We start from the raw sequence: 26,312 nt of genomic DNA, 5'->3' as shown, positions 1-26,312 counted from the left end.
GAGCCAAGCGTTATCCTTGGCTGGATGACTCCAAAACTGGCGAAGTATAGAGGGCGCGAAATCGCGCCCTCAAATCCAATATCAATGAAAATATCAATGAATGAGTAGTGCTTGTCCGCCGAAGGGCACTGGTGCTGCGCTCAACTACAGAGCTCCGGCACGTCCCATTGGCAGCTCATCGAAGAATACGCCACTTTCGGTGCTGCCAAAAGAGCAGGTTCACTTCCGCTTATCCTTGGCGTCGTTTCGCTGCGATGCGGAATTTGGTCCGCTATCGGCGGCGCATTTGGGACATCGAGTAGCAATCAAGCTCGATTTATGGGTACGCCCGGGTTCGAAGGACGACGGCACACAGCGCGAGCCTTCGATGCCGTTACGCCCGCACCGCAACGGGAGCGGCGATGCCGGACTTCCTTCGTACCGCGCGCCGCGCTGAAACTCGGCGCTAGCGTGGCGTGCTGCTGGTCTCGGAACCCCGGCCGCCACCCGTACCAGCGCCTGAACCGGTCGTCGTCTGGCTGCCGCTCGGATCGGGACGCCCGGGCGGATGCGCGGAAGCGCCTGAACTTTCCTGTTGCCCCACAACGCCGGATTCTCCGGAGTCGCGAGTCTTGATGCCTTTATCCGCTTCTTCCTGCATCTGCTTGTCGGATTGCATCTGCTGGCTGGGCGCCGTCGACTGCTGGGCCTGTGCCGGCGCGGCGATGGCAATGCCAATAGTGGCCGTGATGATGAGCATTGAGGTTCGCATAAGCCATCCTTCCTATTGTTCCTCTCCGCTCACAACGCGCGAGGCAGCGATCGTTTCCCGAGAGAGTTTTGGAAGAAGAAACTTGGTTGCCAGTTCTGCGGTGCCCACGCAGCCTCTGCGATTATTGCGCGAGCTGCGCCAATCCTTTCCAGTCGAAGCTGATTCCGTGGCCGGGCCGGGTTGGCGCCAATGCCATGCCTTGGTCGAGGACCAGCGGGTGCTCGATATACCGATCGAGCCCAAATCCGTGCGCCTCGAGATAGGAACGATTTGAGCAGGCCGCGAGAAGGTGGACCGTGACGTCATGCGCGCCGTGGCTGGTGACCGGAAGATTGAACGCTTCTGCGAGCCGCGCGATCTTCATGAAGGCGGTGACGCCGCCGCAATTGGTGACGTCGGGCTCGGGATAGGACACTGCGCCGGCCGCGATGTAGTTCTTGAACTCCCAGAGCGAGCGCAGGTTCTCACCGGCCGCAATCGGCACGCCGCCGGCAGCCATGATGCGGGCATGACCGGCAATGTCATCGGGAATGATCGGCTCTTCGAGCCAGGTGAGGTCGCAGGGCTGCAGGGCTCGCGCGGCGCGGATGGCTTCCTCGACCGTCCATTTCATGTTGGCATCCGCCATCAGGGGAAAGCCGTCACCGAGATGTTGGCGCATCGCCTGCACGCGCGCGACGTCGGATGCGAGATCGGGGCGACCCACTTTCATCTTGAGGGCGCGAAAGCCCTTGGCAAGATTATCGTCGGTTTGCTTGAGAAGCGCCTCGACGGAAAGATCGAGGTCGATGCCGCCGGCGTAACAGGGCACGCGGGCGTCGAAGCCACCGAGCAGACGGAACAGCGGCAGATTGGCGCGTCGCGCCTTCAGGTCCCACAGGGCGACATCGAGCGCCGAGAGCGCAAGCACGGGCGGTCCGCCGCGCCCGCCATAATGCAGGCCCCACCAGACGTGATGCCAGATGGCCTCGGTGTCGTCGGCTTGCCGGCCCTCGATCAGTTCAGGAATCTCCCGCCTGAGAATGTCGGCAATCGCGCCGCCATTGCGGCCGACGGTGTAGGTATAGCCTGTGCCTTCAGCCCCATCCGAATCGCGAACACGGCATGTCACCAATTCGAAGGCTGCGATTTCGCCATGTGTGCTGTCGGAGAGGGTAACTGTCAGCGGGATCCGATAGAGCCCAGTCTCGACCGTTTTGATGAGTGCCATTGATTTCCACCCGGGTTTTCTTCGTGCATGTTCAGTTGGGCGCGCCAACAGGTCAGTTTGGCTCCCTTCCTCTTCCGTCCACGTTACCGTGATCCCGTTTAATGCACTACGTTCGGCACCGCGGCATGCGTTGCGGCGGATCGGCTTCGCAGACCTTAAGTTTGCGTAATCTCATTGCAGCGAGTTGCGTCTGAACCATCTAAGTGACGGGCGGGAGCGTTAAAACCTGCCCTTCAACTGACACCCAGCAGCCGTGCTCAGAAAGGCGAGCTGGGTCCTTTTGAAATCAGGTCCTGCCTCACTGAACTCAGACGCGACGATGATGTCTATCCCTCAATTTCGAACGGCCCGCTGGTCGTGGTGGTCGACGCACCACCGCAGGAGCCGAGAACCGATCTCGCGTGGGGACTGGCAGGGAGCTAAGGCCGCTAACCAGGCCACAATGGCTGTTGCAAACTGGGGCGTTACTCATAAAACGAGAGATGTCCGCTTTTGAGGTGCTGGCTAAAGCAGACATGCGCTGGTCATCCCGGAATTTCGCCTTTTGTGACCCGAAGCGGACGTTTCCCGATGCAACTCGGAAAAATTGTTAGGAATTGCTGAATAGTCTTCCGGCGTGGTTCGGACCCGGATGGCCCTGTGCGGAAGTTCGTCAAAATCGCGCTAATTGCCTGCTTGACGGTATTGTCCGTTCCAGCGGCTCTGTACGCATTCGTCTGGCTTTGGATGTGGTACAAAACTGCGGAAGTAGACCGTTTTTATCAAGAACATCGCTTGCTCGGCGAAATGCGCGCCGCACAAAAGGACAGCGCGAATGACTCCATACCGGCACGCGAAGCATTATTGAAGATAATCCCGCTGGGAACAGACAGAGAGGCGGCCATCGCTCTGCTCAGCAAGGAGAAATTTGACTGCAAAGGCATCGCCGGACCAACCAATTGTCAAACGTTGTCTACAAACGTCCTTGGATACAAACAATGGATTGTAGACTTGGAATTCGACGCCGATGGGCGCCTGAGCAATGCACGCGTCACTATCTGGAATATCTTCCTCTAGCGGCTAGACGTTATCCGCGGGCATTCCGGATTTGTGAGTACACGCCCTGGAGCTGCAGATCATCCTCAGGGAGGCCATAGCCTTCGAAGAGTTTCTAGATCCCGGCCATCATTCCCAATCGGCCGATGCCTGGAAGCTTCAGCGCGGGCCGGCGAATGTCGAGTCCCACCACCGCGCCCAGGAAATTGACTTCCAGACCTTCGACCCATCCGATGGTGAGACCTACATAGCCTCCGAGGGAAGCGTATACCCCGGTACCGGACGATGTCAGCCCGACCCACTCACCTCGATAGGGGTAGTCCTTTCCAATGGCGGTCGGCGGCAAGACAGTCTTGAGTTCGGGAACCGCATCCAGCACAGCCTGGACAAAGGTATTGGAGTTCGGTCCCGGCCATGCGTTGTAGTCGCCGTAGGTACGAAACTTATAGTTCTCGATGACGTGACGGATTTTGGGAATTAGACGGCCAGCTTCAGGACCGTCGACAGCGGCAATGGTTTCGGGGACGACGCCAAACCACCGTGCGTCGGCAACGAATCCGTTGGTGCGAATAGGCTCGCCCCAGGCAGTATAGTCATAACGCGTGTACGTAGCAGCATTCTGCTCTTTAACGACGATCCAGGTGTGGATGGCGAATATCGCCTTCCATCGAACCGTGCGCGCCCCGTAAACCCGGATTACTGCTTCAGGATGATGAGATGGTAGCGGCAACAGGCCAGCGCTGGAGCGGTCTGCAGTCTGCCAATTTCCTCGGGATTCGGCAAACCAGTAGCGCCCGGCCGACACACCGACCGGGAAAAAGACCAACAACAGAAAGATTGCAGCTGATTTGAGCAAAGGACAACGCTTGGGCCGCGCCGCGCTCTAAGCGGCAGTCACGATCTTAGGCGCCCCGCTCGGGAAGATCGCCAAGCAGATTCGACAGCTTGACCGCAAGCTTTCGAAGCCGGGCATTCTCTTCGAGCAGCCGCACGACGTTATCGGTTTCCTGATGCAGCGCGTCATCTTCCCGAAGTCCGTCGACTTCGTCGAGCAGGGGCGACAAGGCGGTGAGAAGTTCGTCGCCCGGATGCGGCGCTTCATTGGCCTGACGCGCGCAATTGTCTTCACGCAGCGGCACGACATTGCCGGCTCGCCCGACATTTCGAAATGCCTCGCGGCGAGCCTGCTTGTCGTGCGGCGGATGTTCGATACTCATGACACATTCCTGTTCACAAGGTGGCCCGGTCGTCGGTTCGACGACGAGCATTCCATTGAGTCGAGGGCAAATTTGCGTCGGAAAGGGAACGACGATGAGGCTTGCCCGAAAAGTCACACGTCCTTGGAGTCACACGGCAGATCGGATTAGGCCAAATTTTTGACTTATCGCGGGCCTTTCTGATGTCTGCGCGGCTGGGGAGCAAACCAACTTATTTTGGGGCGTATCGATGACGGATTTCCTGACCAATGCGGATCACTGGCGCAGGCGCGCGGAGCGGACAAGGGCGTTAGCCGCGAATGCCGTCAAGGACCAGGGCCGCCTGCTCAAGGTGGCGGAGGAATACGATCGCCTGGCAGCTCTTGCCGAACGGCGGCGAAGTGCTCCGGCTCCGGCCGGTTCCTACGCTCCGGCAGGCCAGCCCGAGTAAATCCTCTTCAATCGAAAAACCGTCGGGAGAAGCGGGCATTTCGCGCTTCAGTTGGCGCATGGCGATGCTGTCGTGGCGGAGAAGTGTGCCGCCATTACCCAGATGTGTGACCCGTAAAACACAACCGCGGGGCAACGTTCAAAGCATTGTGATCATGCGATTGCAGGGGAATCAACGAATCACCTAGACCGGTAGCGGGGCTGGGAAGCGGAGAGTGAGTATGAGAGTCGCTTCCTTAGAAAGTGTACTGACGGCGGCTACGCTGGTACTGGCCATCGTCATCGTGCTGTGGGGAATCAAGATTTTCCACGGTGTGTGAACAGGGCGAACTGGCGTCGAACTAGAGACCTCCGGTCAAAGAAGAGGCTCGCGACAAAGGTGTCACTTCCGCGGCGGCGGAAGCCTTTTCATTTCTAGTTGCCGACGCATGGTTCGTTGGAGGCTTGTCCCTTCCGACGCGTTTCGAGTTTGGTTTACGGCCTGGCGCGAGATCCGCACGGGCCGCGAAAGGCATTGGTTTCAAGTCTCGCATGCATTTTGGTTATTATCTAATGATCGCCGCGCTCGTTCTCATGGGGCTGGAAGTTCTTTACGCGCTCTATCAATTGGCCACGTTTCTTTAGAAACGTCAGTTCTGATTGAATCAGAACGCGCGCTAGACTGTTGTTTTGACGCGTTTTCCTGACGCGAGCCGGTGCTGCCTCGGACCCAAATACGGGAACATGCTGTGCTCGAAAACGCCATAAATCGCACGCGCAGGCTGCAGCTCCGGCCTGCGCGGGCTTCGGGATTCGCCGCAATCACGCCGCTTTAGCGCCGGGGTCGCCTCCGCACGATTCCAATTTTAGTCGCAAATTTGCCCGCCGACTCACCTCATTCTCCGCGCGCGACAGGACGACTGGGGGTTCGTTCCGCATTTTAAAATTGGAGTATCAATCATGCGAGTAGACCATCCGCAGCATAATAAGCGAGACCGCCGCGCAGAACCTTCATTTTGGGTTCAGGAACCGACTGACGATGCTTTTTCACTGCTTGAGAATGCCCTTCGCGGGGACGAGCCCGCCCTTCGTCGCGACGAACAGGCCGACGAAGCCCACTCGCTGATCGAGGAGAATGCCCGGCTTCGGGAGCTTTTGGCTCAGCTATCGGACATCATTCGCAAAAACGGCGTTCACCCGCGGTAACGCCACGATCCGATCTCGGCCCCGCCCCGGCAAGAGCGGTTCAACCACGCGGGCGGGGCCGCTCCATTTTCGATGATTGAATTCACGCGGAAGCCGCCCCGCACGGGAAGCGGCGGATAGCCGGGCGGAATACGCGCCGCCGTCAGCAGCTAACAGTGGCCTGTTTCAAAAAGCGGCCGGTCAAAGAACGGCCCCAGCTTCAGGGGCTAGGGTCCGCTGGGGCCGTTCTATGCCGGGGCGCGCCGATCCCCATGCTGTCCCGGCATGTGCCCAAGCTAAAACCTGACCCCCGCCGCTGTCTGTACGGAACCCGACAGTGCCTGGCAGTACGATCAGCTCAGGTGACAGGCCACGAAATGCCCATCGCTGCCTTGCTTCAGTTCGGGCGCGCTTTCCCGGCAGCGGGGCTCGGCGATCGGGCAGCGGGTGTGAAAATGACAGCCGCGCGGCGGGTTTATCGGGCTCGGCACGTCGCCTTGCAGGCGGATCCGCTTGCGCTTCACCTTGGGGTCCGGCACCGGCACGGCGGAGAGCAGCGCCTGGGTGTAGGGGTGCTGCGGATGGCGGTAGAGATCGCTCGCACTGGCCAGTTCGACGATGCGCCCGAGATACATCACCGCCACGCGGTCGGAAATATGCTCCACCACGGAGAGATCGTGGGCGACGAACAAATAGGTCAGGTTGAGTTCGGCCTGCAGATCCTCCAACAGATTGATCACCTGCGCCTGAATCGAGACGTCGAGCGCGGAAACCGGCTCGTCGCACACGATGAACTTCGGCTCCACCGCGAGCGCGCGCGCAATCCCGATGCGCTGGCGCTGGCCGCCGGAAAATTCGTGCGGGTAGCGGCGCATGTGCTCGGCCTTCAGTCCGACCTTGACGAGCAGGCTCGCCACACGGTCGTCCCGCTCGCTGGCCGAAGAGGCGAGCTCGTGGATGGTGAAGGCTTCGCCAAGGATCGCAGCGACGGTCATGCGCGGATTGAGCGAGGCAAACGGGTCCTGGAACACGATCTGCATGTTGCGCCGCATCGCGCGCAGGTCGCCGCCGGATAGACCGCGCACGTCGCGACCGTCAAAGACGATCTCGCCTTCGCTGGGCTCGACGAGGCGCAGCACGCAGCGCGCCGTGGTCGACTTGCCGCAGCCGGATTCGCCGACCAGTCCGAGCGTTTCGCCGCGGTTGACCGCAAACGACACGCCGTCCACCGCGTGAACGCGCCCAACTTCGCGCGAGAACAGGCCGCTCTTGACGGAAAAATGCTTCTTCAAACCGGTGACGCGCAGCAGGGGTTCGCTCATGAGCTCGCTCCCTGCGTCTCTCCGAGGTGACAGGCCATGCGATGGCCCGGTGCGACCTCGCGCAGAACCGGTTCCTGTTTGGAGCAAAGACCAAAGGCGTGGCGGCAGCGCGGTGCGAAGCGGCAGCCGGGCGCGGGATTGATCAGCATCGGCACGGTGCCGCCGATCGTTTCCAGCCGGGTCTTGCGCGCGCTGTCGAGGTCGATGCGCGGGATCGAGCGGATTAACCCTTGCGTGTACGGATGGCGCGGGCTTGCGAACAGGCTGTCGACATCGGCCTCTTCCACCACCTTGCCGGCATACATGACGACGACGCGCTGCGCGGTCTCGGCGACCACGCCCATGGCGTGGGTGATCAGCATGACCGCCATGCCGAAGCGTTCCTTCATGTCCTGCAACAAATCGAGGATCTGCGCCTGGATGGTGACGTCGAGCGCGGTGGTCGGCTCGTCGGCGATGACGAGCTTGGGCTTGCAGGCCAGCGCCATGGCGATCATGACGCGCTGGCGCATGCCGCCCGAGAACTGGTGCGGATAATCATGCACGCGGCCTTCGGCATTGGGAATCTGCACCAGCTTCAGCATCTCCACCGTGCGGGCCAGGGCTTCCTTTTTCGACAGTCCCTCATGGCGGCGCAGGCTTTCGGCGATCTGCTCGCCGATCGACAGCACCGGGTTGAGCGAGGTCATCGGCTCCTGGAAGATGAAGCCGATCTGCTTGGCCCTGATGTCGTCCAGCTCGCTGCTCGTGAGCGGCACGAGATCGCGGCCCTCGAACAGGATCTGGCCTTCGACGATGCGGCCCGGCGGCATCGCGATCAGCTTGAGGATCGACATCGCCGTGACGGTCTTGCCGCAGCCGGATTCGCCGACCACGCAGAGCGTCTCGCCCTTGTTGAGCGCGATGTCGACGCCGTCGACGGCCCTTAGCATGCCGTCGTCGGTGGCAAAGTGGGTCTTCAGGCCCTTGATCTCGAGCAGCGGCGCCATCAGATCACCCGCCTTGCATCGAGCGCATCGCGCATTCCGTCGCCGATGAAGTTGATGGCGACGACCGCGACGAAGATGGCGCCGCCCGGAAACAGCGCCCAGTGGGCGGCGATGTCGAGAAAGTCCTTGGCGTCGAACAGCAGCCGGCCCCAGGTCGGAACGTCGGGCGGGAAGCCCAGGCCGAGAAAGGACAAGGTCGATTCCGCGATGATGGCGGCGGCGACGTCGATGGTGCCCGCAATGATCACCGGTCCCAGCGCGTTGGGCAGGATATGACGTACCACCTGCCGCAGCGGACTGGCGCCGAGCGCGCGGGCGGCTTCGACAAAATCCTTTTCGCGCAGCGAGAGGAATTGCGCACGCACCAGGCGGGCGACCGGCATCCAGCGCAGGCCGCCGATGACGAGCACGATGAGAATGAAGATGCCGCCCTCGGGGCCGAAGGCGGCCTTGAGCCCGTCGCGGAACAGATAGATGAGGAGCAGCAGCAGCGGCAGTTGCGGCAGCGAGAGGAACAGGTCAGTGAGCCACATCAGCGCATGTCCGAGCGCGCCGCGCGACATGCCGGCGAGCGCCCCGATTACCGTGCCGACGATGACGGCGACCGCCATCGCGGCAAGGCCGACCGCAAGCGATATCCGTCCGCCATAGATCATGCGGGCCAGAATATCCTGTCCGAGATCGTCGGTTCCGAAGGGATGGGCGAGCGAGGGGCCTTCGAGGCGCGCGCTGAAATCGATGTCGTTGATGCTGACGCGCCAGACGAAGGGACCGAACACCACCGACACGATCAGGACGAGCAGCAGGACCGCGCTGACCACGGCGAGCTTGTGGCGGCGATAGCGCCGCCAGGTCTCGCGCCAGGGCGACCAGGCCGGCCGCCGCTCAGCGGAGGGAGATGCGAGGGTCAAGCCAGCCATAAAGGACATCCGCGATCAGGTTGAAGAGCACGACAAGACAGGCGAAGACGAACGTCACGGCCATCACGACCGGCGTGTCGTTGGAGAGGATGGAGGAGATCAAGAGCGAGCCGATGCCCGGAATGCGAAAGATCTGCTCGGTGACGATGGCGCCGCCGAACACGGCGGGCATCTGCAGCGCGACCAGGGTGACGACCGGGATCATGGCGTTGCGCATCGCGTGCTTGACGATCACTCTTGTCTGCCCGAGGCCCTTGGCGCGGGCGGTGGTGACGTAGTCGAGGCGGATTACGTCCAGCATGGCCGAGCGCACGAAGCGTGTCATGGAGGCCGCCTGAAACAGGGCGAGCACCATCACCGGCATGATGGCCTGCCGAACCTGTTCGATCATCCAGCGGAAGCCGGTCGCCTTGATGTCGGTGGTGTAGACGAAAGGCAACCAGTCCAGCGTGATCGAGAAGATCAGGATGAACAAAAGGCCGGTGAAGAAAGTCGGCAGCGAAAAGCCGATAAAGGCGAGCGTGTTGGCGATCTGGTCGAAGATCGAGTAGGGCCTCGTCGCGGCATAGACCCCGACCGGTATCGCGATCGTGAGCGCGAGCAGTTGCGCCGAGCCGATCACATAGAGCGTCGCCGGCAGGCGCTGCAGGATGAGCGTGTCGACGTTCATCCGGCTGACGAAGGAAAATCCCCAGTCGCCCTGCAGCATGGCCGCGAGCCAGTGCAGGTAGCGGAGGTAGACCGGATCGTCGAGGCCGAACTTGGTCCGAAGCGCCGCCGCTACTTCGGGCGGCACGTTGGGATTGGTCGCGAGCTCGCTGAAGGGATCGCCGGGCGCCAGCGCCAGCACGATGAACAGCACAAGCGAAATGCCGAGCAGGCTCGGAACCGCGATCAGGAGGCGACGCAGGATATACTGACGCATGAGAAACGATCCGCCTAACGCTGGCTATCAGGTCTCTCGGTACCAGTCCTGGATATTGTCGGTGTCGTTGGTCCAGCCGCTGAGCACCGGGCGCAGCGAGTTGGTTGCGGCGCCGACCTTCAGGCGGTGCATCACCGGGATGACCACCGTGTCCTGCCACATGACGTCGTTGGCCTTGATGTAGAACGCGGCCCGCTTGACCGGATCGACTTCAGCCTCGGCCGCGTCGATCGCAGCGTCAAACTCTTTGTTGACCCAGCGCGGGAAATTCCTGCCCTGCCACTTGTTTTCCTTGGTGGCCACGAAGCGCGAATGAAAGCGCCGCATATGCTGGGCCGGGTCGGGCTGGGTCATCGGAATCTGGAACATTTCGATGTCGGCATAGAATTTGGAATACGTGTCTGGATTGGCGACATCCGAGGAGAAAAAGACCGAGGCCACGACCGATTTCAATTCGACGTCGATGCCGGCCTTCTGGCAGGCCTGTTTGACGATCGCCTGGGTCTTCTGGCGTGGGCCGTTGATCGCGGTCTGGTACAGCAGTTTCAGTTTTTTGCCGTCCTTCTCCCGGATGCCGTCGGCCCCGACTTTCCATCCGGCCTCCTCCAGCAGTTGGGTCGCCTTCTCGATTGAGAACTCCCATTTCGTGTTCCTGGAGACGAACTGTTCCGGACCGTTGAGGAAGCTGGCGGTGGTACGTCCGGCGCGACCGTAGATGTGCTTTTGAATGGCATCGCGGTCGACGAGGAGCGCCAGCGCCTTGCGAACGGCCGGATTGGAGAGCAGGGGATGCTTGGTCTTGATTGAGGAACGTTCGCCGTCGATCTCGGTGTTGGGATCCGTGAAGTTCAGCGCAATGAACTCGATATCGCCGCCCGTCGAGTAGACGGTCTTACCCTTGCCGCCCTTCTCCAGGCGCAGCAGGACATCGTCTTCCACCTGCATGTTCCAGGCATAGTCATATTCGCCGGTCTGAATCACCGCGCGCGCCGCCGAGACGGCGTCTCCGCCGCCCTTGATCTCGATCGTATCGAAGTAGGGGCGGTTCGGCATGTGGTAGTCAGGATTGATTTCCCCGCGCACGAGGTCGCCCGGCTTGAACTCGACGAACTTGTAAGGACCGGTGCCGACGGGCTTGAGATTGTTCGGAGCCTCGCGGGATTTGGCGCCTTTGTAATCTGCAAACAGATGCTTGGGCAGGATGCAGCCGACCACCGCGACAAAGGCATCGGCCCAGAACGGGGTGGGGTTCTTGAACAGGATGCGGACGGTGAGATCATCAACCTTTTCGACGGTGATGTCCTGGTAAACGCCGATGGTTAGCGCCGAGGTGGCGGGATCGCGGGCGTATTCCCAGTTGAACACGACGTCGTCGGCGGTGAACGGCTTGCCGTCATGCCATTTGACGCCTGGCTTGAGCTTCCAGGTCACCGACTTGCCGTCGGCAGTGAGACCGCCGTTCTGAATCGACGGAATTTCCGCCGCCAGAATTGGGTTGAGGTTGCCGGCGGAATCCCAGCTCGCCAGCGGCTCATAGAACAGGCGCGAGCCGTCCTGGTCCTTGGTGCCGGTGGCAAAATGCGGATTGAGCAGGGTCGGTCCCTGCCACCACAGCAGTTTAAGCGGGCCGCCGCCGCCGCGCTTGGTCGGCTTGTAAGGAGTGGGACTCTGCGCCATTGCCACACCGCCGATGGCGAGTATCTGCGTGGCCATGGGCGCGGTGAGACCGAAGGCAAGCATGCGCTGAACGAAGCCGCGGCGATCCATGCGCCCGTCCTTCACCTCGTCGATCATGGTTCGCAGTTCGGTGTCCAGCATCGTTGTCCCCGTCTGGTTCTGGTGTTTTGTTGCGGCGCGCCGCCGGGCGGCAGCGTCGGGTGTCCCACCTGTAAGATGGCACATCAAATGCCCTGGAGGTCAACGCCCCCAGATCGACAATCCGCAGGATGGCGAAGCGGCGATGATATTTTGCTTGGGCAGAAACATGCTGCGCCGCACATCGCTTTGGCAATCCGGCGGCCTTGGCACGCCAAAGCGCGGTTAAATGCCCCACGGAGTGCAAAAAATTTATTCGCCAGGCGGCTGGTGCCAGGTCTGGTGCCAAGTCCGTTTTAGGCCGGGTCAGGTCAGATCAGCGACATGTCCAGCGGGGGCGCGACGCTGTCCGGCAGCGGGCTGACATAGGGGGTGCGGGCGGTGCGCTTTTTCAGGTCGGCCTTGGCGGCGGCGATCAGGTCCGGTTCCGTCAGCGCCCTGACGCCGAGTGCCGCCATGGCCTTGGCGGCCTGCACCATGGCCTTGTGGGCGTGCGGGCTCTTGCCCTGCGCCACCACCTGCCAGGTGTGGAACGGGGTGCCGATGGCAACGGTCGGGGCGTGGACCTGAACGGTCGGCACGACCCAGCTCACGTCGCCGACGTCGGTCGAGCCGATTTGCGGGTTACGTTTGGCATCCAGCGGGACGATGAAATCGGCCAGCGGCCGGTCGGTCGGCTCCATGCCGATCGAGTGATAGACGGTTGCGATATCCTTCTCCGTCAGCGTGGAGCGGATCTGCTGCGCGAAATCCTTGTCTGTGTCATCGAAATGCGGCGGACCGAGTTCTTCCATGACGCCGTGAAGCGCTGCTTCAAGCGGGGTGTTCGGCAACAGATTGGAGACGGCGGAAATGATCTTCATCTCCACCTTGGTTTCGGTCATCAGCGCCGCGCCCTGCGCGATCTTGTGGACCCGCTCCACCAGTTCGTTCATGCCGGGCAGGTCGCGGTCGCGGATCGAATAGCGGACGCGGGCGTGGGCCTGCACCACGTTGGGGGCGATGCCGCCGGTGTCGAGCAGGGCATAATGGACGCGGGCGGCGCTCGGCATGTGCTCGCGCATGTAGTTCACGCCGACATTCATCAGCTCGACCGCATCGAGCGCGCTGCGGCCGAGATGCGGCGAGGCGGCAGCATGCGAGGTGCGCCCGGTGAAGATGAAGTCGGCGCGCGTGTTGGCGAGCGAGGGCGTCACCACGACTTCCCAGAAGCTCGACGGGTGCCAGGTGATCGCGATGTCGGCGTCGTCGAAGGCGCCGTCGCGCACCATGAACGCCTTCGCCGCGCCGCCTTCTTCCGCAGGGCAGCCGTAATAGCGTACGCGCCCCGGCACCTTGTGGTCGGCGAGCCAGTCCTTCACGGCCGTGGCTGCCAGGAGCGCGGCCGAACCGAGCAGATTGTGGCCGCAACCATGGCCATGGCCGCCGGCCTCCAGCGGCCGTGGCTCCGCCACGCCGGCTTCCTGGCTGAGGCCGGGCAGCGCGTCGTATTCGCCAAGGAAGGCGATCACCGGCCCGCCGTCGCCCCATTCCCCCATCACGGCGGTGGGAATGCCGGCGACCTGCTCGGTGATGCGGAAACCCTGATGGCGCAGCTCGGCCAGATGTTCGGCGGAAGAGCGCGCTTCGGTGTAGCAGACCTCGGGCATCGCCCAGACCCGGTCGGCCAAGTCGACAAAGCGCGGCTTGATAGTGTCGACGCCACGCCAGATGTTACTGCGGTTATCCATCTTCCGATTTCCAATTCTGAAGGCGATGTGAGCTGAGGAATTGTAATCAGCTTCGCAAAACGACGCCAGCGCCGGGCGGACATTCAGCCATGCGGCCGGGTCGGGGCGCAAACCAGATGGGGCGATCACACCTTTATGCCATGCGGCTGGAACAGCTGGCCTTTCTCCACCACCAGCACCACGGCGAGCGCGGCCAGCGTGCAAAGCAGGAAGCCGGTCGCGAACGGCACCAGCGTGCCGTCGTAATCCTGGCCGATGGTGGCGCCGATGCCGATGGCAAGCAGGGTGGTGATCGAGCCGTACAGCGACGCGGCGGTGCCGGCGATATGGCCCTGCGGCTCCATGGCGAGCGCGGTGAAATTGGCGATCATCAAGCCGAACGCAAACATCATCGATACCGAGAGCACCATGAACAGCGGCAAGGGCAGCATCTGCATTTTTGCCGCCACCAGCATAGTTGCGGCGATGACCACGAAGCCGATCAGCGCGCTGTGGGAGAGCACGCGCATGCCGAGGCGGCCGACGAGGCGGGAATTGACGAACCCAGCGATCGCGGTTCCGACGGCGACACCGGCAAACGCAACCGGAAAATAATGTCCGAGCTGGTAGATGCCGGTGAACACCTGCTGCGAGATGAATACGAAGGCGAACAGCGAGCCCAATACTCCGCCGGCCGCCAGCGCATAACCCAGCGTCTGGCGATTGGTCACGGTCTGGCGGAAAGCATCGAACACGGCGCCGATGGCGAGCGACCTCCGCTTGGCGACAGGCAGTGTCTCCGGCATGCGCAGCGCACTCCAGACCAGCGCCACCACGCCATACAGCATCAGCACGATGAAGATGCCGCGCCATTGCGTCAGCATCAGCACGGCCTGGCCGAATGCCGGGGCAATGACGGGCACGGCAATGAACACCATCATCGCCAGCGACATCACGCTCGCCATGCGCCGGCCGGCGTAGCAGTCGCGGACGATGGAGGTCGCGATCACACGGGTGGCCGAGGTGCAGAGGCCCTGCAGCGCGCGCGCCAGCAGCAGCGTCTCGAAGGAGGGGGCTGCGATCGCAAGCAGGCTGGCGATACAATAGACGGCCATGCCGCCGAGCAGGATCGGGCGCCGCCCGAACCGGTCGGACAGCGGGCCCATCACGAACTGGCCGACGCCGAAGCCGACCAGAAAGATCGACAGCACCATCTGCGGCCGGTTGGCTGACGTGATGTGGAAGGCGGACGCGATGTCCGGCAGCGCCGGCAGCATCATGTCCATCGCAAGCGGATTCAGCGCCATGATCGAGGCGATCGCGATGACGAATTCGGGGAAGCCCATCGGGCGGTGGCCTGAAGCGGCCAAGGCATCGGCACTGGTGTCGGACAACGAAAAACCCTCTTGAGGCGGGCACTCTATCGATTTTGTTGCGACGCACAATCGGCGTTTTGGAATGGCAGGCCGGCGGCAGGCTGGCCTGCAGCGGAGCCTTGCCGTAACGGGCGGAAAGCCTGTTCCGTCGGGGCCAAAGTCATTGTTCTGGTGGGCGGCTTGCTCTATCCCGTAACGCTCGAAAACTTCAGCCCTTGACTGCTTTCGGAGACCTTGTGTCGGGACAGACCTTGAAGATCGGCACGCGCAAGAGCGCGATGGCGCTGGCGCAGACGGAAGGGATCGCGCGGCTGTTGCGGGCGGCCGATTCCGCGCTCGACGTCGAGATCGTCAGGTTCGAAACCCGCGGCGACCAGGACCAGACCAGCAAACTGCTGCGCCATGGCGGCAAGGGCGGCGCCTTTGTCGCCGAAATACGCGAAGCCATGCGCGGCGGGCAATTGCAGGCGGCGATGCATTCGCTGAAGGACGTTCCCGGCAATGAGGAGACGCCCGGCCTGATCATCGCCGCGACGCTGCCGCGCGACGCCGCCAACGACGCACTGGTGCTGCGTCCGGGCCTTTCGCTCGATGTATTTCGCGCGTCGAAAGGCAAGGGCTTCAAGATCGGCACCAATGCAGTGCGCCGCGCCGCCTATCTGCGCCGGCTGTTTCCGGAAGCGGCCGTGATCCATTTCCGCGGCGCGGCCGATACGCGAGTGGCAAAACTCGATCGCGGCGACAAGCAGCGGCTTCCCGACGGCGGCGAGGTGGGGCCTGCGGATGCACTGGTGATGGCGCGGTCGGGGCTCGAGCGGATCGGCATGGCTTCACGTATCGTCCATGACTTTTCGGTTCGCGAAATGCTGCCAGCAGTGGGGCAGGGCATCGTCGCGGTCGAATGCGTCGAGAACGATTGGCTGACGCGCGGGCGGTTGGCGAAGATCGAGGACGCCGCCTCGCGCCTCTGCGCCGAGGCCGAGCGCGAGGTGCTGTGGGTGTTGAACGGCCATTGCAACTCGCCGATCGCCGGCCACGCCACGCTTGCGAGCAGCGAGATGACGCTGACCGCAGCGGTGCTCGATGAAACCGGCGACCGCTTCATCGAGGTGTCGCGGCACGGCGCCGCGGACCGGCCCCGCGAACTCGGCCGCGCCGTCGGCCTGGAGTTGTTGGACAACGGCGCAGCCGAGATTATCGCGCGCACACGGCCTGCGGAAGATTCGCTGCTTTCGTGAGGGACGCGTTCCCCGGATGCTGCGCAGTGCGCCGCACTTTGCGGCGTGGTGCGCTGCTGATCCGGGGTCCATGCTGCGGCGGGACACGGCGGCGAATCTACAGCCATGAAAATCTTCTTGCGATATTCGAGATCGGTGAGCAACGAGCGATTCGAACGCCTGCTATCATCGATCCACCTGAATGGTCAGCTCGGCAATGCGACTGTCGGCGCGGCGGAGTCGCCGGCAAAGTTCGCGGTTGATATTCTGCATCACTATCACATAGGCGTGGATGTCGGCCTTGTAGTATGTGTAGAGGTTTCGGGCCGTGAGCTCGTACAGTACCGTTGGGCTCTCCGCGACGACGGTGGCTGACCGGTTCTGCATTTCGATGAGCGTCATTTCGCCGAAGAAATCGCCGGGCTCGAGGTTCGTTATCCGAATTGTGCGCCCCAGATCGCCGAGCTTGCTCACCGCGAGCTGGCCCGAGTGAACGATGAACATCGAGCGCCCCGGTTCTCCTTCCGCGACAATCGTGGCGCCGGCGTCGAAACGGCGCTCGACCAGCATTGAAGCCAGGAGATCGAGGCTTGCGTCTGAGAGGCCACCGAAGAAGGGTGTGGTGAGCAAGAATGCCTTCAGATCGGGCGAGCTGACAGCCATCGATCCAATATACTCTCGCTCCCGGCAGCGGCAAGTTCGGAACCTTGTTTCGCGGCCGGCCGAGGTGAGCGTCACAGCCACAAAATCTTCTTGCGGTATTCCAGATCGGTCAGCAGCGGTCGCGCCGGCCCCTGATGAAACACCGCGCCGCGCTCCAGCGCGAAGACGCGGTCGGCCAGCGCCAGCACCAGATCGAGATTATGTTCGACGATCACGATGGAGATGTGCTGCCGGAGTTTGTCGAACACCTTGAACAGGTCGAGGATCACCGTCGGCGCCAGTCCCTCAAAGGGTTCGTCGAGCAGCAAGAGTTTGACGTTGCCCGACATCGCCCGCGCCACCGCCACCATCTGCTGTTCGCCGCCGGAGAGATAATCGGCAGCGACGTCCATGCGCTCGCGCAGGCGCGGAAAGTATTCGAGGATCTGGGCTTCGTCCCACACCACGCCGTTGCTGCCGTCGGTGTTGCGCGCCAGCCGCCCGAGCGAGAGATTTTCCCTGACCGTCATGCCCGCGAACAGGCCGCGGCCCTGCGGCACATAGCCGATGCCGGCGCGCGCAATGTCGGGCGCGGGCAGGCGGGAAATATCGGCGCCGACATATTCGATTCTGCCCGACGACAGCGGCACGAGACCCGCGAGCGTCTTCAACAGCGTCGACTTTCCCGCGCCGTTGCGGCCGAGCAGGGCGACGATCTCGCCCTCGCGCACGTCGAGCGTGGCGTCGTGCAGGATGTGACTCTTGCCGTAGAAAGTGTTGACGCGCTTGAAGCGCAGAACAGGCGCAGTGCTCGCGCCGATGCGTTCGCTGCTGGCGTGCTCGACCTCGGGTACGCCGGTGCCGGTATAGATCTCCTGCACCCTGCGGTCGGCGCGCACGGCCTCGGGCGTGCCCGTCATCAGCACTTCGCCCTGGTTCATCACCGTGACGGTGCGGGAGAAGCCGAGCACGCGATCGATGTCATGCTCGACGATCAGGACCGGAATGTTGGCGGCGATGTTTTTGACGAGGTTCGACACGCGCTCGCGCTCGGCGGCGGCAAGGCCCGCCAGCGGCTCGTCCAGCAGCAGCACCTGCGGCTTGGAGCCGAGCGCGATGCCGAGATCGACCAGCCGCTGCCCGCCATAGGACAGTTCGCCGCCCTCGATGGTCTCGATGCCTTCGAGGCCGAGGAACTTGATCAGCTCCGCGGTCTCGGCGTGGATCTCCCTGTAATGGTCGATGTCGCGCCAGAGGTTGAAGCGCCCGGCGTTCTGCGCCTGCAGCGACAGCCGCAGGTTTTCGTAGATCGACAGCCCCTTGAACAAATTGGTGATCTGGAACGAGCGGGCCAGCCCCTGGTGGCAGATCGCCTCCGACGGCACGCCCTGGATCTCTCGGCCGTTCAGCTTGATGGTGCCGCTGTCGGTCGAGTACAGCCCGGAGACCAGATTGAACAGCGTGGTTTTTCCCGCGCCGTTCGGCCCGATCAAGGCATGGATTTCGCCGGCGCCAACTTGCAGGCTCGCATTGGCGACGGCGCGGATGCCGCCGAAGGCTTTTGAGACGCCGCGCACGTCCAGCACGGTGCCGTCGAGCCCTTTCGGCAGCAGGAAGGCCGGCAGCGGCAGGCCTTCGTAGATTTTGCGCTTGCTCATCGCAGCCGCTTCTTCCGGCGGCGGCCACCAGCGCTTTACCAGTGTCGCCCAGATGCCGACGAGGCCGCCCGGCGAATACAGCACGAAGGCGACGAAGACGAGGCCGAACCACAGCAGCCAGTTCGGTGTCCAGATCGAAAACAGTTCGCGGAACAGGATGAAGAACAGCGCGCCGATCGCCGGCCCCAGCATGCTGCGCATGCCGCCGATCACGACGATCGCGAGCAGTTCGCCGGAGAACGGCACCGAGACCGCTTCGGCGGAGACGAGGTAGTTCTGGAAGCCGATCAGCCCGCCGGCAAAGCCGGTGACCACGGCCGAGATCACGAAGACCCCGAGCTTGTAGCGCTCGACCGGATAGCCCTGAGACGTGGCGCGCTGCTGGTTCTCGCGGATCGCCATCAGCACATGGCCGAACGGCGAACGCACCAGCCGCAGCAGCAGATAGAGCACGCCGAGGCAGAGCACCGAGACGACGATGTAGTAGTTCAGCGCATTGTCGAGGCTGAGCGGCCCGATGCTGCCCCGTTTCAACCCGCCGAGGCCGTCCTCGCCGCCGGTCACGGCGGTCCAGCGGAAGGCGATCGTGTAGGCCAGCGCCGACAGCGCCAGCGTCAACAACGAGAAATAGACGCCGCGCCGGCGCAGGATGACGAAGCCGACGAAGGTGGAGATGATTGCGACGACAACGGCCGCCAGCAGCAGCGGCAGCAAGATGTCGCCGCCAAACCAGTTGCGCTGGATCAGCCCGGCCGCATAGGCGCCGATACCGAACCACGCGCCGTGGCCGAACGAGACGAGGCCCGTATACCCGATGCAGAGATTGAGTCCCATCGCGGCAATGGCGAGCGCCACCACCATGGTGCCGGTGTTGAGCGACAGCCCGAGCAGATAGAGGCCGAACGGCAGCGCGACGACGGCGAGCACAGCCAGCAGTAGCAGGCGATATTTTTCGGCGGTGCTTGTCATTCGAACTTCTCGATACGTTCGCCCAAGAGCCCGCGTGGCCGCACCAGCAGCACCAGGAACATCAGCACGTAGATCGAGGCTTCGCCGGCCGCTGGCGCGAAATGGATGGTGATGCCTCTGACGACACCGACCAGAAGCGCTGCGATGACCACGCCCCAGAAACTGCCGAGGCCGCCGATGACGACCACGACAAAGGCGACCGTGATGATCTCGGCGCCCATGGCGGGATGCACGATCGTGATCGGCGCAAAGAACGCGCCGCCGAGCGCGGCCATGCCGACGCCGAGCATGACGATCGCGGTCATGTAGGGCTGCAGGCGGATGCCGAGTGCGGCCACCATGTCCGGTCGCTGGATGCCGGCGCGCACGACGCGGCCGAACGAGGTCTTGTGCAGCAGCAACCAGACGCCGATGAGGACCGCGGCGACGACGGCGAGGATCAAGAGGCGATAGCGCGAGAACAGAAAGTCGCCGAGAAAGACCGAGCCGCGAAGGCCTTGCGGGATTGCAGCCGAGATCGGCGGCGCGCCCCAGGTGATCCGGATCGCCTGTTCGGTGACCATGGCGAGGGCGAACGTCACCAACAGGCTCAGGATCGGATCGGCGTCGTAGAACCGGCGCAGGATGAAGCGTTCGAAGAGAATACCAAGCAGCGCGACGGCGATCGGCGACAGCACCACTGCCGAGCCGAAGCCGAGATATTTTGTGATCTCGACAGAGATGTAGGCGCCGAGCGCATAGAACGCGCCGTGGGCGAGATTGACGATGCCGCCGACGCTGAAGATCAGCGAGAGACCAAGCGCAATCAGGAGGTAATAGCCCCCGAGCACCAGGCCATTCACCACCTGCTGCAGCAGAAATCCGAACTGCATGTGCGATCCGCGACCTTGAAACGCGCTTTGAAAAAGAGACGGCGCCGGCTGTTGTGTGCCGGCGCCGCAACGCCAGTGTGCCCGACGCCCGGATTCGGGCTTCTAGAGCGGGATAACTTATCCCGCTCTAGGTTTTTGTTTGGAGCATGATCTCCGCGCAAACGCGTTCCGCGTTTGTCGCGAGGGAAAACCGGTCTCCACTTTTCCGGATCATGCTCTATGCCTTCATGTTGCAGGGATTTTGCGTCTTCGTCGGGTAGATCGATTCCAGCTCGGCGCCCGCAGCCGGCACGGCTTCGCCGAGCACGAGCATGTCCCACTTGTCCTTCATCTCGTTCTTCGGTTTTACGGTGAACGGATAGGCCTCCTGCACCAGCTGATGGTCCCAGGAGCGGAAATAGGCCTTGCGCGCCTTCATGATGTCGAACTGCGTCTGCTTCTCGAAATAGGCGACCAGCGCATCGCTCTCGGTCGACTTGGTCTCGGTGATCGCCTGCGCGATCATTTTCAGCGTGATGTATTCGATCCAGGCATGGTTCTCCGGCGGCTTGCCATATTTCTTGCTGAACGCCTCGACGAAGGCCTTCGAGGCCGGATTGTCGAGCGTGTGATACCAGACCGTCGGCCAGGTGCCGCTGAGATTGCCTTCGCCCATCGCCCAGGCGTCGCCGGTGTTGAGGTTGAAACCGACCAGGGGATAGGGGAAGCCGAACTCGGCATACTGCTTGACCAGGTTGGTGACCTGGTTGCCGGCGAGGTTGCAACACACGACGTCGGGCTTGGCCTGCCGGACCTTCAGCAGATACGGGCTGAAGTCGGTGACATCGGTCGCGATCAACTCGTCGCCGATCAGGGTGGCGTCATTGGCGCTGAAGAAGGCTTTGGCGGCCTTCAGCAGGTCGTGGCCGAAAATGTAGTCCGCCGTCAGCGTGACGAACTTCTTGCCCTTCACCATGCCCTTCTGCTTGAGCGCGGTGCCGACGGCGTTGACCATCACGGTGTTCGGAATGTCGCAGTGGAAGGAGTAGCGGTTGCAATCCTTGCCGCGCAGCGCGTCGGAGCGCGCGCCGGTCGAGAAGAACACCTTCTTGTTGCGCTCAGCGACCTGCATGATGGTCAGCGACGAGGCGGACGAGATTTCGCCGAACAACAGCACCGCGCCGTCCTGCTCGATCATTCGCTGCGCCTTGGTGGAGGCGGTGGCGGGATTGACCGAGTCTTCCGACATCAGGTCGATCTGTTTGCCCATGATGCCGCCGGACGCGTTGATCTCCTCCGCTGCCATCTTCACGCCGAGTTGGGCGTAGCTGCCGATCGCGCCGAGGAAGCCGGTCAGCGGCACCAGATGGCCGATCTTTATTCGCGTGGCCTGTGCGCTGAGGGTGGACGGAGATCCGATCACGGAGGCGCCGGCAAAGGCGGCGCCGGCCTTCAACAGAGTACGTCGGCTGTAGCGGGTCATCACTGGTCTCCTCCCGAGATACGTCGCGACGTCCTCCCGCCGATTCCCGCCTATGCGACAATGTGAGAGGCGTTCTTTTATTGTTGTAGGATATTTCCGGACGCAATGGCTCCTGTCAACGCCAAATGCGTCGCAGCCGCGTTCAAGCCGCTAGGAAGAGGATTTTAGCTGGATCGGATCAGGAGGATTTCGCGAGATCCCGCGCGCCGAATTCGGCGGACAGCCGACCGGCGGCCGATTGCACCAGCTTGGCGCGGCTCTGCAGCACCTGGTCCGTCATGCGCCAGATCGGGCCGGAGATGCCGAGCGCGCCGATCACTTCGCCGGTGAAATTATAGACCGGCACGGCGACGCAGCGGACTTCCGCATTGAATTCGCCGTCGTCGAAGGCGATCGCACTGCGGCGGATCTCGGCGATATCGCGCAGGAGCACGGCGGGGTCGGTGATCGATTTCTTGGTCGACGGCTTCAGTTCGACGCGTTCGAGAAAGCGCTTCAACTGATCCGGGCGCAACGAGGCCAGCATGATCTTGCCGAGCGCGGTGCAATGCGCCGGGCGCACCACGCCGACGCGGTCGGTCAACTGGAACGCGCCGGGTCCGCTGGTGCGGGCAATCACGACCACCGCATCGCCCATCCGCACGGCAAAATGGCCGCTTTCGCCGGTTTCGCGCGACAAGTCTTCCAGCACCGGCGTCGCCAGATTCACCATCTCGATTTCGTCGAGCGCGCTTGCCGCGAGCGCAAACAGCGGCCGGCCGACGCGGTAGCGTTTTGAATCGCGCTCCTGCCTGAGATAGCCGAGCGAGACCAGCGTCTTGGCGAGGTGGAAGGTGGTGGAATTATGCAGGCCCACCCGCTTGCTGAGGTCGGCAAGCCCGATGCCTTCGCGGTGACGCGCCACTTCCTCGATGATCGAAAAGGCGCGGCCCAGCGACTGCACGCCGCCGCGCGCGCGCTCCTCGGCCTCGTCGTCGATGTTGGGCTCGCTCGATGGCACCAGCCTTGTGATCGAAACCTTGCCGATCGAAACCTTGCTCGATGTGGCCGGCTTGTCGCTCGTCTTCGGCTTGGTGCGCGGTTTCACGGAATCAACTCTCCAGGGTGGGCGAGGCGAACTCTATCAGGCCGTCCTCGCCCGGCAACAGCGCCCCGCATCGCGCGGGGCGCAATCCGCATCATACCACAATAGCAATTGACGTACAGTATTATGAGAAATAGGTTCGGACCCCCATCGCCGGCCGCGCGAGCCAAGACGCGGAGGCGAATTCGTTGAGCTGCAGGGAGAGAGTGAAACGATGTCGCGTAACATGCTCAACGGCGCCCAGGTCATCGTCGACTATCTGATCCAGGAGAAGGTGCCGCAGGTGTTCGGCCTGTGCGGCCACGGCAACATCCAGTTCATCGACGCGCTGTATGAGCGCTCCGCCGATATCAAGACCATCTCGGTGCATCACGAGAGCGTCGCCGGCTTCATGGCCGACGTGTACTACCGCGTGTCGGGGCGGCCGACGGCGACGTTTACGTCCTGCGGGCCCGGCTCGGCGAACCTGCCGATCTCGCTCGCCAATGCCTTCCTCGACTCCGTGCCGTTCATGGCGGTGACCGGCAACGTGCCGACCAGCCAGTTCAACCGCGGCGCCTTCCAGGAAATGTACCGGCATTATCAGGCCGATTTTCCCTCCACCGTGCGCACGATGTGCAAGAAGGTGTTTCAGCCGACGCGCGGCGAGATGGTGCCGCTGGCGGTGCGGCAGGCCTGGAAGACGATGACGACCGGCCGCCCCGGACCGGTCGTGCTCGACGTGCCCTTTGACGTCTTCATGGAGTCGGCGGCCGAGGAGGCGCCGAATGCGCAGGCCTGGAACGCCAACATATCGAGCCGCTGCGGCGCCGATCCGGAAGGCGTGATCAAGGCCGTCGACATGCTGCTCGGCGCCGAGCGGCCGACGATCATTGTGGGGCAGGGTGTGCGCTATGGCGGCGCGGCGGAAGAATTACTGAAGCTTGCCGAGCGGCTGCAGATCCCGGTCGCGGCTTCCGCAAGCGGCCTTGGCGCGATCGATTGCAGCCATCCGCTGGCGCTGGGTCTCGTCGCACGCGCCGGGCATTATCAGGCCAATCACGCGACGCGTCAGGCGGATGTTCTGCTGGCGATGGGGATGCGGTTCGACGATCGCACGTCGAGCTCGTGGATCCCGGGATATTCCTTCACCATTCCGCCGACGCGGCTGATTCACGTCGATATCGATCCCGAGGAGATTGGCCGCAATTATCCTGTGGCGCTCGGCCTGATGGCCGATGTGCGCACCTTCCTGCGCCAAGTGCACGCCGAACTCGATCGCCGCGCGGACCTCACCAAAAAGGCCGATGCCCGCAAGAAGTGGCTTTTGCAGATCGATACCTACCGACAGGAATGGGACAAGTTCGTCGCGCCCGGATTCTCCGACGACACCACCCCGATCAATCCGCAGCGCGCCGCGCTCGAAATCGACAAGGCGCTGCCTGAGAATGCGATCCTCGTCAGCGACATCGGCGTGCACCACAACTGGCTGCTCGGCTTCTGCAAGCCGCGGCGGCCGGATTCGTTGATCGGCTCGATGGGGTTCGGCCCGATGGGCTTTGGCGTCGCCGGCGTGATGGGTGCGAAGTTTGCCGCGCCCGACCGGCCCTGCGTGTCGGTGTGCGGCGACGGCGCGTTCTTCATGCACGCCAATGTGCTGGGCACGGCGGTCGAATACAATCTGCCCGTGGTCTGGGTGGTCTGGAACAATTACGCCTATGCCTCGATCCGCGGACTGCAGCGCGGCTACCTCGGCGGGCGTGAGCTAGCGACCGATTTCCACGATCCCAACACCGGCGAGCGCTACAATCCGGATTTTGCCGCGATGGCGCGCTCCTGCGGCGTCGAGGGCGTGCGCGTCGATCGCGCCGGCGATCTCGGCGAAGCCATCCGCAAGGGCATCGCGGCGAACAGGCCCTATCTAATCGATGTCGATATCGCCGCCGACATCAATCCGGTCGGCGCCGGGGTCTGGGAATTGCCCGGGCTCGGCCAGAGCAAGGCCGGCATCGGCACGCGTTTTCAGCCAGCCTGATCTCACGCTGAGGGGAATCCCATGTTGCTTGCAGGCAAGAAAGTTGTGATCGTCGGTGGTTCCTCCGGTATCGGTCTTGCGACCGCGGAGATGGCGAAGCGCGAAGGCGCCGATATCATTCTTGCGTCGCGAAACGTGGAGCGGCTCGACAAGGTGGCCGAGAAGCTGAAAGCGATCGCGATCCCCGCCGACGTTACCAGCGATGATAGCGTCGCCGCGCTGTTCCGCCGTTGCGGCCCCGTGGATCACGTCGTAGTCACGGCGGCGCAACTTCGCACCGGTCCATTCAAGACGGTGGCGATGGAAGATGTCCGCGCGACCATGGAAGGCAAGTTCTGGGGCGCCTGGCGCGTTGCGCAGCAGGCCGAGATTCGCCCCGGCGGCTCGCTGACGCTGGTGTCGGGCTTCCTCAGCGTTCGGCCACGGCCGAATTCGGCGATCGTCAGCGCCGCCAACGGCGCGCTGGAATCGCTGGCCCGGGCGCTGGCGCTCGAACTGGCGCCGGTGCGCGTCAACGCGGTCTCGCCCGGCATCATCGATACCCCGATCCGCGCCGCGATGCCGGAAGAGGCGCGGCGCGACATGCTGGCGAAGACGGCAGCCGCGTTGCCGGTCGGCCGCGTCGGCGTGGCTGAGGATATCGCGCGGCAAATCCTCGGTTTCATGGCGAACGGTTTTACCACGGGATCGATCGTCTATATCGATGGCGGGGCGCTCGTCATCTGACCGGTGGAGGAAGCATCATGGCTTCAGAAAACAACGGCGCCTTCGTCCGCAACATCGCTGAAGTGCCGTGGCGGGAATTCCCCAATCATTTCGGCGGCGCGCTGTCAAAACCGCTTGTCATGCCGGAGACGGCGGGCTCCCGTCACATCGACTACCGGATCTCGATGTACCAGCCGATGGCGCATGTCGCGCGCCACAAGCATCGCGTGCAGGAGCAGATCTATCACGTGCTCGAAGGCGAGGGGCTGATGGAGATCGCGGGGAAGAACCACGTCGTCCGCAAGCACGACTTCATCTTCCTGCCGCCCGGCGTCGAACACGCGATCTCGAATTCGGGGCTGGTGGATCTGGTGTTTTTGGTGATCACCTCGCCGGTGACGGACGACGAAAAGCCGGTGTGAGGGCTACGTTCCCCGGGCGCAGCGCAGCGCGTTCGGGATCGCGCTTCGCGCGACTCCGGCGGTGCGCTGCAGAACCGGGGTCATACACCGCGGCCGTGGGTCCCGGCTCTGCGGAGCAGCGTTTGCACGCTGCACTGCGTCCGGGACACGGAGGCATCACGCCGCCAGATCCTGTAACAAAAGCGACGAGCCGCGAATCAGCACCTTGCGTCCCTTCGCCGTAATGGCGGGCGCATCGCCGTTCATGGTGGCGAGTTCGAGCGCGATCAGGCCGTCGATCGTGTAGTGGCTCATGCGCGGCAGCCGCGAAGCAGGCGTGCGCAATGCCTTCAATGCTTCCCACTGGGACGGCGTCAGCTCATAGTCGAATTCTTCGTTCATGGTACCTCGGCATTCTTGCAGCGC

Annotated in this window: 24 protein-coding genes; 7 read left to right on the top strand and 17 right to left on the bottom strand. The window is 62.9% G+C overall.

Going from position 1 to position 26,312, the window contains the following annotated elements; translation table 11 throughout:
- Positions 1-445: 445 nt before the first annotated feature.
- Together V1279_RS25025 and V1279_RS25020 are read right to left on the bottom strand one after the other, a co-directional pair.
- Positions 446-739 (bottom strand): hypothetical protein, encoded by a 294-nt coding sequence (locus tag V1279_RS25025; RefSeq protein ID WP_334441323.1) that lies wholly within the window; start codon positions 737-739, stop codon positions 446-448.
- Between the two features lie 133 nt (positions 740-872).
- Positions 873-1,961: a mandelate racemase/muconate lactonizing enzyme family protein gene (locus V1279_RS25020; protein WP_334441321.1), complete on the bottom strand. Its 1,089-nt coding sequence runs from the start codon at positions 1,959-1,961 to the stop codon at positions 873-875.
- Between the two features lie 639 nt (positions 1,962-2,600).
- On the opposite strand from V1279_RS25020, the gene V1279_RS25015 reads away from it, so the two are divergent.
- A complete protein-coding gene (locus V1279_RS25015; protein WP_334441319.1) occupies positions 2,601-3,017 on the top strand; it encodes a hypothetical protein in 417 nt (138 codons plus the stop codon).
- A 94-nt stretch (positions 3,018-3,111) separates the two neighbouring features.
- On the opposite strand, the gene V1279_RS25010 is transcribed toward V1279_RS25015, so the two are convergent.
- Positions 3,112-3,852, bottom strand: coding sequence for a DUF3750 domain-containing protein (locus V1279_RS25010; RefSeq protein WP_334441317.1), 741 nt, complete (start codon positions 3,850-3,852; stop codon positions 3,112-3,114).
- Between the two features lie 46 nt (positions 3,853-3,898).
- A complete protein-coding gene (locus tag V1279_RS25005; protein WP_334441315.1) occupies positions 3,899-4,213 on the bottom strand; it encodes a hypothetical protein in 315 nt (104 codons plus the stop codon).
- Positions 4,214-4,442: 229 nt separating this feature from the next.
- Here V1279_RS25005 and V1279_RS25000 point away from each other — a divergent pair, with 229 nt between their 5' ends.
- The gene (locus tag V1279_RS25000; protein ID WP_334441313.1) at positions 4,443-4,643 is read left to right on the top strand and encodes a hypothetical protein; all 201 of its coding nucleotides are present in this window, start codon (positions 4,443-4,445) and stop codon (positions 4,641-4,643) included.
- A gap of 938 nt (positions 4,644-5,581) precedes the next feature.
- Positions 5,582-5,827, top strand: coding sequence for a hypothetical protein (locus tag V1279_RS24995; protein ID WP_334441311.1), 246 nt, complete (start codon positions 5,582-5,584; stop codon positions 5,825-5,827).
- Positions 5,828-6,159: 332 nt separating this feature from the next.
- On the opposite strand, the gene V1279_RS24990 is transcribed toward V1279_RS24995, so the two are convergent.
- From V1279_RS24990 to V1279_RS24960, 7 genes are all read right to left on the bottom strand, one after another.
- Positions 6,160-7,128, bottom strand: a complete 969-nt coding sequence (locus V1279_RS24990; RefSeq protein WP_334441309.1) for an ABC transporter ATP-binding protein — start codon at positions 7,126-7,128, stop codon at positions 6,160-6,162.
- Positions 7,125-8,117 (bottom strand): ABC transporter ATP-binding protein, encoded by a 993-nt coding sequence (locus tag V1279_RS24985; RefSeq protein WP_334441307.1) that lies wholly within the window; start codon positions 8,115-8,117, stop codon positions 7,125-7,127. Before V1279_RS24985 ends, V1279_RS24990 begins: the two co-directional genes overlap by 4 nt.
- Complete coding sequence (locus V1279_RS24980) at positions 8,117-9,037, bottom strand: ABC transporter permease (protein WP_334441305.1); 921 nt, start codon at positions 9,035-9,037, stop codon at positions 8,117-8,119. Before V1279_RS24980 ends, V1279_RS24985 begins: the two co-directional genes overlap by 1 nt.
- On the bottom strand, positions 9,003-9,962 hold the full coding sequence (locus V1279_RS24975) for an ABC transporter permease (RefSeq protein ID WP_334441303.1): 960 nt from the start codon (positions 9,960-9,962) through the stop codon (positions 9,003-9,005). Before V1279_RS24975 ends, V1279_RS24980 begins: the two co-directional genes overlap by 35 nt.
- A 27-nt stretch (positions 9,963-9,989) precedes the next feature.
- Entirely contained in the window at positions 9,990-11,780 is a 1,791-nt protein-coding gene (locus tag V1279_RS24970) for a peptide ABC transporter substrate-binding protein (RefSeq protein ID WP_334441297.1), read from the bottom strand.
- 308 nt (positions 11,781-12,088) lie between these two features.
- Complete coding sequence (locus V1279_RS24965; RefSeq protein WP_334441294.1) at positions 12,089-13,507, bottom strand: M20 family metallopeptidase; 1,419 nt, start codon at positions 13,505-13,507, stop codon at positions 12,089-12,091.
- A 125-nt stretch (positions 13,508-13,632) separates the two neighbouring features.
- Positions 13,633-14,880, bottom strand: a complete 1,248-nt coding sequence (locus V1279_RS24960) for a multidrug effflux MFS transporter (RefSeq protein ID WP_334441291.1) — start codon at positions 14,878-14,880, stop codon at positions 13,633-13,635.
- Positions 14,881-15,113: 233 nt separating this feature from the next.
- Between V1279_RS24960 and hemC the strand changes: the two genes are divergently transcribed.
- Entirely contained in the window at positions 15,114-16,100 is a 987-nt protein-coding gene (gene hemC, locus V1279_RS24955; RefSeq protein WP_334446566.1) for a hydroxymethylbilane synthase, read from the top strand.
- Between the two features lie 165 nt (positions 16,101-16,265).
- On the opposite strand, the gene V1279_RS24950 is transcribed toward hemC, so the two are convergent.
- The 5 genes from V1279_RS24950 to V1279_RS24930 form a co-directional block, all read right to left on the bottom strand.
- The gene (locus tag V1279_RS24950; protein WP_334441288.1) at positions 16,266-16,742 is read right to left on the bottom strand and encodes a Crp/Fnr family transcriptional regulator; all 477 of its coding nucleotides are present in this window, start codon (positions 16,740-16,742) and stop codon (positions 16,266-16,268) included.
- A 71-nt stretch (positions 16,743-16,813) separates the two neighbouring features.
- Complete coding sequence (locus V1279_RS24945; RefSeq protein ID WP_334441285.1) at positions 16,814-19,348, bottom strand: branched-chain amino acid ABC transporter ATP-binding protein/permease; 2,535 nt, start codon at positions 19,346-19,348, stop codon at positions 16,814-16,816.
- On the bottom strand, positions 19,345-20,220 hold the full coding sequence (locus V1279_RS24940; protein ID WP_334441282.1) for a branched-chain amino acid ABC transporter permease: 876 nt from the start codon (positions 20,218-20,220) through the stop codon (positions 19,345-19,347). Before V1279_RS24940 ends, V1279_RS24945 begins: the two co-directional genes overlap by 4 nt.
- Positions 20,221-20,437: 217 nt before the next feature.
- Positions 20,438-21,682, bottom strand: a complete 1,245-nt coding sequence (locus tag V1279_RS24935; protein ID WP_334441280.1) for an ABC transporter substrate-binding protein — start codon at positions 21,680-21,682, stop codon at positions 20,438-20,440.
- Between the two features lie 178 nt (positions 21,683-21,860).
- Complete coding sequence (locus V1279_RS24930; RefSeq protein ID WP_334441279.1) at positions 21,861-22,769, bottom strand: IclR family transcriptional regulator; 909 nt, start codon at positions 22,767-22,769, stop codon at positions 21,861-21,863.
- A 211-nt stretch (positions 22,770-22,980) separates the two neighbouring features.
- Between V1279_RS24930 and V1279_RS24925 the strand changes: the two genes are divergently transcribed.
- Genes V1279_RS24925 through V1279_RS24915 form a run of 3 tightly spaced genes read left to right on the top strand, consistent with a single transcriptional unit; the run spans position 22,981 to position 25,907 of the window.
- Complete coding sequence (locus tag V1279_RS24925; RefSeq protein WP_334441276.1) at positions 22,981-24,780, top strand: thiamine pyrophosphate-binding protein; 1,800 nt, start codon at positions 22,981-22,983, stop codon at positions 24,778-24,780.
- A 21-nt stretch (positions 24,781-24,801) separates the two neighbouring features.
- Positions 24,802-25,506, top strand: coding sequence for an SDR family oxidoreductase (locus V1279_RS24920; RefSeq protein WP_334441274.1), 705 nt, complete (start codon positions 24,802-24,804; stop codon positions 25,504-25,506).
- Positions 25,507-25,523: 17 nt separating this feature from the next.
- On the top strand, positions 25,524-25,907 hold the full coding sequence (locus V1279_RS24915) for a cupin domain-containing protein (protein WP_334441272.1): 384 nt from the start codon (positions 25,524-25,526) through the stop codon (positions 25,905-25,907).
- 156 nt (positions 25,908-26,063) lie between these two features.
- Here V1279_RS24915 and V1279_RS24910 read toward each other — a convergent pair whose 3' ends face one another.
- Positions 26,064-26,288, bottom strand: coding sequence for a hypothetical protein (locus tag V1279_RS24910; RefSeq protein ID WP_334441270.1), 225 nt, complete (start codon positions 26,286-26,288; stop codon positions 26,064-26,066).
- Positions 26,289-26,312 lie beyond the last annotated feature (24 nt).

Source organism: Bradyrhizobium sp. AZCC 1610 (assembly GCF_036924515.1).
GTDB lineage: Bacteria > Pseudomonadota > Alphaproteobacteria > Rhizobiales > Xanthobacteraceae > Bradyrhizobium.
Note: the sequence above shows the minus strand (reverse complement) of the source record. Positions and strands in the feature narration are given on the sequence as shown.